The sequence below is a fragment of the Rheinheimera faecalis genome (genome assembly GCF_021290965.1).
In the GTDB taxonomy this organism is placed as follows: domain Bacteria; phylum Pseudomonadota; class Gammaproteobacteria; order Enterobacterales; family Alteromonadaceae; genus Pararheinheimera; species Pararheinheimera faecalis.
Genome location: NZ_JAJOYT010000004.1, coordinates 414,079 through 422,830, shown reverse-complemented (window position 1 = coordinate 422,830; position 8,752 = coordinate 414,079). Strand labels below are relative to the sequence as shown.

The following is an 8,752-nucleotide window of genomic DNA, read 5'->3' as shown; positions in this document are numbered from 1 at the left end:
AAAGGGCTGTTTGATGTTACGACGCTTGAGCGCTGGCTGGAAAAACAACAACTGAATAGTGCAGATTTACCGCTGTTTTTAGAGATGATGCAGCAATGTGGCACTTGCTTTAAGCTAAATCAAACACACTTTATCGCACCGGATAACTTACCGGAATTTGATAACAACCAAGCGATCCAAACTTGGCATGATGCTGAGCCTGATATTGAGATTGAGCTCAGTTATAGCTTTTTGCACGATGCCACTATGAGGTATCTGCTGAGTAAAATCGGTGAGGTTGCCAAAGAGCACGCTTACTACTGGCGCTATGGTTGCTGCTTTTACGATCAAAAACACAAAACTAAAGTCTGGTTTGAATGCCGGTTGCAACCAGTTAACGCAGACCATCTGCAGAACTACAGTCAGCCTGGTGTGATTAGATTGCGTTTTGCTGGCCAGCAATGTGTCTCACTGGCACAGCATCTGGTCGAATCCATTACTCAATCCAGCCATTTGGGCCAGTTACCTGAGGTGAAGTGGCTTAAAGGTCAGCCAGTGAAAAACACTGATGACAAAGTAGAGCATGATTCCCCTAAGCCATTCTCTGCGATAGGCCCGGCAGCCCTACCACCCAAAACACCAGCGATCTATTTTTCCTATGCTTGGGGTACAGAACAAGATCCAAGACAAAAAGTATGTGACGAAGTTTATCAATCCCTTAAAACTGAAGGATATCTCGTACAGCGAGATAAAGAGGCAACTGACATAGGAGCAAGTATTGCTGAGTTTGAACGCAGTATTGGCCGCGGGGATTTTGTGTTGGTAGTACTTAGTCACAAGTATCTATTTGAGTCATTGCATTGTATGAAGGAATTGGCGTTTTTGTATGAATCCATCCAACGACAACAACCTGAGTTTACCCATCGGATAATCCCCGTCTTGCTGTCGGATGTTCGTATCGATAGACCTGTTGACCGCTTGAAAATTGCGAAATATTGGCACGAACAACACACTGAGCTAAACAATTTGGTCAATGAGGTAGGTGCAGAAGTCGCTGGTGCCAGTTCTGCACTAGAGCTTGAACAAATGCGCTCTGTCGTTAATTGTTGTGTAAACGCATTGGCATGGATTAGTGATTTAATCACCGAACGCCAATCCGAACTGCTGGTCGACGCTACAGTTACACTGGTAAAAACTAAAGTTGCGCTCTGGGCAGAAAAGCACTAAATGTTATCAGCGGCCTGAGCTAGCAACTAGCCGTTTAACTCCAATAAAAAGGCCAGCGGATTGATCCAGCTGGCCTTTTTAAGCATTATGAATGCTTAGCTTTGCATACGCTCAGCACCATGCATCCAGCGTACTAAAGTACCGGATAACATCCACAGCACGGCAGCAAATACCACCAGCGCTACAGCTATACCACCAAACACCACCAGTAAACCAGCGTGAGCGGCCTGAACACCAAAGGATGCGGCAAATTCAACTACAGCACTGTTTTCGCCGGCTGTGTCAGAATAAGCACCAACAAAACCTGCCAGATAGTGAGCAACAGCAGGCATCAGGAACCAGACACCCATGATCAGCGAAGCCAGTTTCACCGGAGCCAGCTTGGTCATTAATGACAAGCCCACAGGAGAAATACACAGCTCACCTAGCGTATGGAATAAGAAAGCTAAGGTTAACCACATCATGCTGGATTTGGCTGAAGGGTTCACCTGCATCTCAAATACACCGACGATCAGGAAGATAAAACCAATAGAGGTTAACAACATACCAAATAAAATTTTGATAGGGGCGTCAGGTTGTTTATTCATCGCATTCAGTTTTACCCATAACCAGGCAAACACCGGAGCAAACATCAGAATAAACAGCGGGTTTAACGACTGGAACCAGCCTGCTGGCACTTCGAAAGTGCCAACCATACGGTCTGTATGTTCAGAAGCAAACAAGCTCATTAAGCCACCGGCTTGTTCAAAGGCCAGCCAGAACATAGTCACGAAGATAAACAGGAATAACACCACTCGCAGACGGTCGAATTCAACTTTAGTCAGCGGCGTTGGAGTACCAGAAGCGCTACGCGACGAAATACGACCAGGCACTTTACCTAAATCACCTAAGTACTTTTGTGCAAAGAGTAACTGGATCACAACAGATAAAGCCATACCAATACCAGCGGCTAAATAACCATAACGCCAGCCGAAACTATCGCTTTCACCTAAAGAAGAAGTGACTAAAGGCGCAATAAAAGCACCTAAGTTAATACCCATATAGAAAATGGTAAAACCACCGTCACGACGGGCGTCGCCTTGTGGATACAAATCACCCACTATGGCAGAGATATTTGGTTTAAATAAACCGTTACCGGCAATAATAAAACCTAAACCTACGTAAAACAGCGACATGCTGTGGGGTGTGGCAGCAAACAAAGTAAACTGACCTATGGCCATTAAAGTGCCGCCCAGGATAATAGATTTACGCTGGCCTAACAGGTTGTCTGCAATCAAACCACCAAACAAAGTCGCGGCATAGACCAGACCTGTGTAGTAGCCATACAATAACAAAGCATCGCCATTGCTCAGACCAAAACCAGGGTTAGTGGATTCAGTAGCAGCAACTAAGGTAAGAATAAGTAAAGCGCGCATCCCGTAGTAGGAAAAACGCTCCCACATTTCCGTGGAAAAAAGCAGGAAGAGTCCTTTCGGATGACCGAATAAAGTCCCCGAAGCTGGCGGTTGATTCATAACGTGATCCTAGATTGTGGGTTTATTTTAATTATGGTTGAAGGTAACTGACTGACAGATGCAGACCGCAAATTGCAGGCCCAAACACCGGACAGACTTCTCAAAGTTGCCGTGTTATAGCCTATTGGGCATCAAATGAAAAGAGGCAAAGGGGCAGAACGCCGCAGCAAAAGGCCAGAGCATGACCTTTTGCTTATTTAATCGACGATTCTGCAGTTTTTATCCGTACTGCTTCAGGGCGGGTTAAGGCTGTAAGCTGAGGCTCAGACTGAGCTTCGGCTCATTAAAACTCAGGACTTCTGACTGCACTTGTGGGCCATTTTCGTCATTTAACACTTGCCCTGATAAAGACAAACGAGCACTGATTTGAATACGCTCTGCGTTGGCTAAAGTCCAGCCTGGCTGCATGGCCTGAGCTTCGCTTAACTCTATAGTTTGAGTGCCGTTAAACACAGCAAGCTTTTGTACCGCCAATGGCAAAGGCGGACCATCCACAGCTTTAGCAAACACAAACAAAGTACCGGTTTTGTAGTGTTCTGCCAATTGTGGGTTGATGGTTAACTGCACAGACACCTGACGACCAGACACAGCTGCGGTGCTTGTCTGTTCTGAAGTCGCGGCTTGTTCTGGTGCAGAGGCTAACCCCAGTTTTTGTTGCACCAATGCATAACGGGGATCAGCTTTATCCAACTTAGGCAATAACAACTGCCATGCCTGCTGAGCTTGCTCTTTATCACCACGCTCTTCGGCTACCATCGCCAGCATAGACAGAGCATCCGAGTTCTCTGGATCCTGTTGCAACACTTTGGCTAAACTCAAGCCAGCTTTGGCCAGATTTTCATCGCCACTGGCGACCAAAAGTGCCTGGCTGTAACTGATTAGCACATTGACGCGGTTTGGGGTTAACGCCAAAGCTTTTTCAAAAGCTTCAATGGCATCATCCAGCATTCCTTTAGATAACCAGATCCGGCCAATCACAAACCAGGCCACAGCATCATCGCCTTCCTTACTGATTTTGGTACGCAAAGCCAAAGCAAAAAGCTCAATTTCCTCTTCCGTCAGCGGCTCGCCTTGATTTAACAGTGCCCGCTCACCATAGGCAGGTAACTGCTGCTGCGCAGTTTGCCAGTTCTGCAGCGCTGTAAAATGACCTGTCAGGCTATAAAGCGCTGCTGTACCCACTACAACCAATAAGCTAGTCCCCAACACCCAGGCTGTTGCAGGGCTTGCTACAGTCTGCTGACTTTGCTGCGATTGCAGGTACTGAGTTTTTAATTCAGCTGCAGCCTGGACAAAATCCTGTTCTGCCAATTCACCATTGTCACGGGCTTGAGACAACAAGCGTAGTTTATCTTCAAACTGCACCACCGGGCTTAACTGCACTTCCTCACCTTTGCGGCGAAAAAACAGCAGCAATACCAGAATAAGGACCAGCATCAATGCTGAGGCAAAACTTAACGACATCAGCATCAGCTTTTTCTCCTGTACTGCTCAATCAGTTGATCAAGTTGCTGTTCCAATTGTTGCTCTGGTTGCGGCTGAGTTTTATCACTGGACTCTGATGCAACAAAGTTGCGTTCAGCCTTACGGCGAACCACCAGCAACACAATAAGCCCAAACACCATCAGCGCTGGCAACAACCATAAAATCAACGTGAATTTATTCAGCGGTGGCTGGTAATGCACAAAATCACCGTAGCGACTTTTCATATAATCCAGCACTTGTTCTTTATTTTGTCCCTGCTGCACCAGCTCCAGAGTTTTAGCCCGCATATCCACGGCCACTACAGCGTTGGAGTCGGCAATATTCTGGTTCTGGCATTTAGGGCAACGCAGCTCGTGAGTCAGCTCTTTAAACAGCGCTTGCTGCTCCGGGCTTTTAAACTCGACTAAAGCCTGACTGGCTTGTGCTGCGGCTGTTATCAGCAGCAGGCTGAGGAAAAAGTATTTCATGCCCTACTCCTGCAGACTCTGATAAGCAGCAGCCAGCTTTTGTTGCCATACCTGCGGATTAATATCGCCTATATGGTGATAGCGAATAATACCCTGAGCATCAATTAAAAAGGTCTCAGGCGCACCAGTGACCCCTAAATCAAAAATCAGCGTGCGGTCTTTATCCAGAATATTCCACTGATACGGATTGCCTTGTTGTTCCAGCTTCAGCGCCACTTCCTGCTGCAATGCTGCAAGGTTAAAAACTTCACCAAAAGCGGCGTCTACTGGCTGCTGATAATACAAACCGACAATCATCACACCTTGCTCACGCAGTTCGGTTAAATAAGCCAGTTCTGCATTACAGGTCACGCACCAGGTGCCCCAGACATTGAGCAAAAAAGGTTTGCCTTTGACGCTGTCTGGCGTCCAGATTTTTTCAGGTTGCTGTAAATCTGGCAATGCAAAAGCTGGTAATGGTTGATTCAGGACTGAAGACTCGCGCTCCATGGGGTTGGAAAATAAGCCGCTGAATAAAAATACCGACAAGGCAATAAAAAGCACAAATGGGATAAAAAATGCCAACTTACGCATCTGCAGTTTCCTTCAGTTCAGTGGTCTCTTTTCGATCACCCACACGACGACGGTAGCGTTTATCGCAGAGTGCAATCAGACCGCCCAACGCCATCAGTAAACCGCCCAACCAAATCCAGCGCACAAAAGGCTTCACATACAAACTTAAGGCCCAGCTGTCATCATTCAGCGATTCACCCAACGCCACATACAAGTCACGGCTTAAACGGGCATGCACTGCAGCTTCTGTCATTACGCTACGTTGCACTGTGTAAAAACGTTTTTCCGCGTGCAAATGCGTGACGTAGTCGCCTTTGTAACTGACATCCAACTCTGCCGCTTCACCTTTATAATTAGGCCCATCTAATGGATAAACTTCCACCAGCTTAAATTGATAACCAGCCAGTTCCACCTGCTCACCAGCTTTCATTCTGACCTGAGTTTCTACGCTGTAGGTTTTGGTCATAGCCACACCAATCACCAGCACGGCAAAACCAATATGTGCCAGCGTCATACCAAAATGGCTGGCATTAAGTTTAGTTAACCCCTGTTTGACTGAGCCAAACTGCTGCAGTCGCTGCAACAATTCAAAAATGGCGGACGAGCCAACCCAGGCGCCCAATAACAAACCAAGTAAGGCTAAATTGGCCTGAATGCTTTGCAATGTTGCCAAAGTCCCCAATGCCAGAATTAAGGTGGCTATGGCGATTAAACTCATAGGTTTTAACAGAGGTTTCACTTGCTGTTGTTTCCAGCGCACCCAGGGGCCTAAGCCCAGCAGCAAGGCAAAAGGGATCACCAGATAATAAAACAGCTGATTAAAAAACGGTTCGCCAATGGAGATAGAACCTAACCCCAGCTCTTTATGCACCAGCGGGAATAAAGTACCCAACAGCACCACCAAGGTCGCTGTTAACAGGAAAATATTATTGCCCCACAGCAGCACTTCACGGGAAAACAACTCATAACGGGCCTGACTGCGTACTGAGTTCATCCGAAGCGCATACAGCAGCAAAGAACCACCGACAACCACCAGTAAAAACGCCAGTAAATACAAACCACGGTCTGGATCGGCAGCAAAAGAATGCACAGACACCAAAACGCCGGAACGCACTAAAAAGGCGCCCAATAAACTTAACGAAAATGCAGCTATGGCCAACAATACTGTCCAGGATTTGAAGGTGCCGCGTTTTTCAGTCACAGCTAAAGAGTGGATGAGCGCTGTTCCGACCAGCCATGGCATAAAAGAAGCGTTTTCGACCGGATCCCAGAACCACCAACCGCCCCAGCCCAGTTCGTTATAAGCCCACCAGCTGCCGAGCATAATACCGAGAGTTAAAAACAACCAAGCAGCTAAAGTCCAGGGTCTGGCCCAGCGTGCCCAGGTGCTGTCAAACTTGCCGCCCATTAATGCCGCTATCGCAAAAGCAAAGGACACTGCAAAGCCGACATAACCCATATACAACATAGGTGGGTGAATGATCATGCCAAAATCTTGCAGCAGCGGATTTAAGTCACGGCCATCAACAGGGAAATACGGCAAACTGCGCATAAAAGGGTTAGACATAAAAAGCACAAAGGCATAAAAACCTACAGCTATTAAGCCCATTACACCTAAAATCCGGCCCTGAAACTGCAGAGGTAAACTGCGGGAAAACAGAGCCACAGCCGCAATCCAGCCAGATAAGGTTAATAACCACAATAACATCGAACCTTCATGCCCCCCCCAGACCGCTGTTAAACGGTAGTACCAAGGCAATAAAGAGTTGGAGTTGGTTGCCACATAAACTACGGTAAAGTCGTTGGCCCAAAAGGCATAGGACAAAGCCCAAAACGAGAATGCTGTCAGTAAAAACAAGGCATAAGCCAGCGGATTACCAAGCTGTAATGCGGTTTGTTGGCCTTTAAAACTGCCATACAAAGGCACTATCGCCAAAGCCAAAGAAATACAAAGCGCAAAGGTCAGCGCCAGTTGACCATATTCTGCAATCATGGCTGTTGACCTGCTGGCTTGTTCTCTTCAGGCTTTTTGGTTTCTGGCGTTGTGGTTTCAGGCTTTACGACCTCTGGCTGTGCGCTTTTTGGTTGCCCATAGGACTGATAATCTTTCGGCGCTACATGTTTAATGCCTTTGACCGCTTCAGCCACTTCAGGAGGCATATATTCTTCGTCGTGTTTTGCCAGCACTTCAGAGGCCAGTATGGTCTTCGCATCGACCAACACACCTTGGGCTACTATGCCCTGCCCTTCACGGAATAAATCCGGCAATATGCCTTCGTATTCCACTGTGACCAGTGGGCCTGTATCGACCAAATCGAAACTGACTTTTAGTGAGTTCGGGTCGCGGCGCACTGAACCTTTGACCACCATACCGCCAATTCGCAGACGCTGGCCTATTTCAGGTTTTACTTTGTCATCACCCATGCCATCAATCAGCTGGCTTGGGGTATAAAACAAATCAATATTTTGCTGCAATGCATACAACATGGCGCCAATAGCACCACCTAACAACAACACAAAGGCCAGAACGGCCACTAAGCGTTTTTGACGTCTCGGATTCATCTACTTCTCACTCTCCTGATGTTGCCGCACCCGTTGTTCCCGCGCTGCTTTGGCGCGGATTTGTTGTTGTATCTCTTTATGCTGACGTTTGCTGTACCACCACAAACCCAACAATAACGTATAAGTAGTACCAAATGATAACCAGACAAAAAGCGCGTAACCGCCCATAGCCCAAAAGTCTGCCCAGGATGTGAAAGCCATTAGTTTTGCTCCTTCTGACCTGAAGCAGCCATAGAGTCAACTAACTGCCGGACCCAGGGTCTGTGCTGTTCAAAAATTAAGATCTGACTACGTAAGCGTAAGCAGGTTAAAGCAGCTAACAAAAGCGCAAAACCTAAAATGCTGATCAAAAGTGGCCAAAGCATCGAAGGGTCAATCGAAGGTTTAGCAAACTTCGTGATAGTGGCGCCCTGATGCAGCGTGTTCCACCACTCGACTGAGTAGTGAATAATTGGCAGATTCACTACCCCCACTATCGCCAGCAAGGAAGCCACTTTAATACCACGGGCTGCCTCGGAAAAAGCACCGGCTAAAGCTATAACACCTAAATATAAAAACAATAACACCAACTCAGAGGTTAAACGCGCGTCCCACACCCACCAGGTACCCCACATTGGCTTGCCCCAGGCTGCACCTGTAAATAATGCGATCACTGTATAAACAGCACCTATTGGAGCTATGGCTAAAACGGCCCACTGTGCAACGCGGATTTGCCAGACTAAACCTATAAATGCCGCAATTGCCATGCTGCTGTAGGCGCCCATAGACCAGATAGCGGAAGGCACATGAATGTAGATAATGCGGTAGCTGTCACCTTGCTGGTAATCCGAAGGGCTAAAGGCTAAGCCCCAGATATTTCCCAGTACTAAGGTAAATACGGCCAGCCCCATCAGATAAGGCAATAAGCGGCCACACAGGTGGTACAAGGTTTCAGGTTTAGCGTAAGGATCTAACCAACGGAACATA

At 47.2% G+C, this 8,752-nt stretch carries 9 protein-coding genes; 1 reads left to right on the top strand and 8 read right to left on the bottom strand.

Going from position 1 to position 8,752, the window contains the following annotated elements:
- Nucleotides 1–1,206 (top strand): TIR domain-containing protein (locus LSG34_RS10175; protein WP_233008978.1); only part of this gene is annotated, 1,206 nt, incomplete at its 5' end.
- A gap of 95 nt (nucleotides 1,207–1,301) precedes the next feature.
- Here the strand turns inward: LSG34_RS10175 and LSG34_RS10170 are convergent.
- The 8 genes from LSG34_RS10170 to LSG34_RS10135 form a co-directional block, all read right to left on the bottom strand.
- Nucleotides 1,302–2,720, bottom strand: a complete 1,419-nt coding sequence (locus LSG34_RS10170) for a peptide MFS transporter (RefSeq protein ID WP_233008977.1) — start codon at nucleotides 2,718–2,720, stop codon at nucleotides 1,302–1,304.
- Nucleotides 2,721–2,963: 243 nt separating this feature from the next.
- Nucleotides 2,964–4,190, bottom strand: a complete 1,227-nt coding sequence (ccmI, locus tag LSG34_RS10165; protein ID WP_233008976.1) for a c-type cytochrome biogenesis protein CcmI — start codon at nucleotides 4,188–4,190, stop codon at nucleotides 2,964–2,966.
- A complete protein-coding gene (locus LSG34_RS10160) occupies nucleotides 4,190–4,672 on the bottom strand; it encodes a cytochrome c-type biogenesis protein (protein ID WP_233008975.1) in 483 nt (160 codons plus the stop codon). The genes ccmI and LSG34_RS10160 overlap by 1 nt, the downstream gene beginning before the upstream one ends.
- A 3-nt stretch (nucleotides 4,673–4,675) precedes the next feature.
- Nucleotides 4,676–5,245 (bottom strand): DsbE family thiol:disulfide interchange protein, encoded by a 570-nt coding sequence (locus LSG34_RS10155; protein WP_233008974.1) that lies wholly within the window; start codon nucleotides 5,243–5,245, stop codon nucleotides 4,676–4,678.
- Complete coding sequence (locus LSG34_RS10150) at nucleotides 5,238–7,217, bottom strand: heme lyase CcmF/NrfE family subunit (RefSeq protein WP_233008973.1); 1,980 nt, start codon at nucleotides 7,215–7,217, stop codon at nucleotides 5,238–5,240. Before LSG34_RS10150 ends, LSG34_RS10155 begins: the two co-directional genes overlap by 8 nt.
- On the bottom strand, nucleotides 7,214–7,786 hold the full coding sequence (gene ccmE, locus LSG34_RS10145; RefSeq protein WP_233008972.1) for a cytochrome c maturation protein CcmE: 573 nt from the start codon (nucleotides 7,784–7,786) through the stop codon (nucleotides 7,214–7,216). Before ccmE ends, LSG34_RS10150 begins: the two co-directional genes overlap by 4 nt.
- Nucleotides 7,787–7,987 (bottom strand): heme exporter protein CcmD, encoded by a 201-nt coding sequence (gene ccmD / locus LSG34_RS10140; RefSeq protein ID WP_233008971.1) that lies wholly within the window; start codon nucleotides 7,985–7,987, stop codon nucleotides 7,787–7,789. It lies immediately after the preceding gene.
- Nucleotides 7,987–8,751, bottom strand: coding sequence for a heme ABC transporter permease (locus LSG34_RS10135; RefSeq protein ID WP_233008970.1), 765 nt, complete (start codon nucleotides 8,749–8,751; stop codon nucleotides 7,987–7,989). The genes ccmD and LSG34_RS10135 overlap by 1 nt, the downstream gene beginning before the upstream one ends.
- Nucleotide 8,752 lies beyond the last annotated feature (1 nt).

Bases quoted from the DNA above. Each gene is read 5' to 3' on its own strand.
- LSG34_RS10160 (WP_233008975.1), bottom strand. From the start codon at position 4,672: ATGAAATACTTTTTCCTCAGCCTGCTGCTGATAACAGCCGCAGCACAA.
- LSG34_RS10155 (WP_233008974.1), bottom strand. From the start codon at position 5,245: ATGCGTAAGTTGGCATTTTTTATCCCATTTGTGCTTTTTATTGCCTTG.
- LSG34_RS10150 (WP_233008973.1), bottom strand. From the start codon at position 7,217: ATGATTGCAGAATATGGTCAACTGGCGCTGACCTTTGCGCTTTGTATT.
- ccmE (WP_233008972.1), bottom strand. From the start codon at position 7,786: ATGAATCCGAGACGTCAAAAACGCTTAGTGGCCGTTCTGGCCTTTGTG.
- LSG34_RS10135 (WP_233008970.1), bottom strand. From the start codon at position 8,751: ATGTTCCGTTGGTTAGATCCTTACGCTAAACCTGAAACCTTGTACCAC.
- ccmD (WP_233008971.1), bottom strand. From the start codon at position 7,987: ATGGCTTTCACATCCTGGGCAGACTTTTGGGCTATGGGCGGTTACGCG.
- ccmI (WP_233008976.1), bottom strand. From the start codon at position 4,190: ATGCTGATGTCGTTAAGTTTTGCCTCAGCATTGATGCTGGTCCTTATT.
- LSG34_RS10170 (WP_233008977.1), bottom strand. From the start codon at position 2,720: ATGAATCAACCGCCAGCTTCGGGGACTTTATTCGGTCATCCGAAAGGA.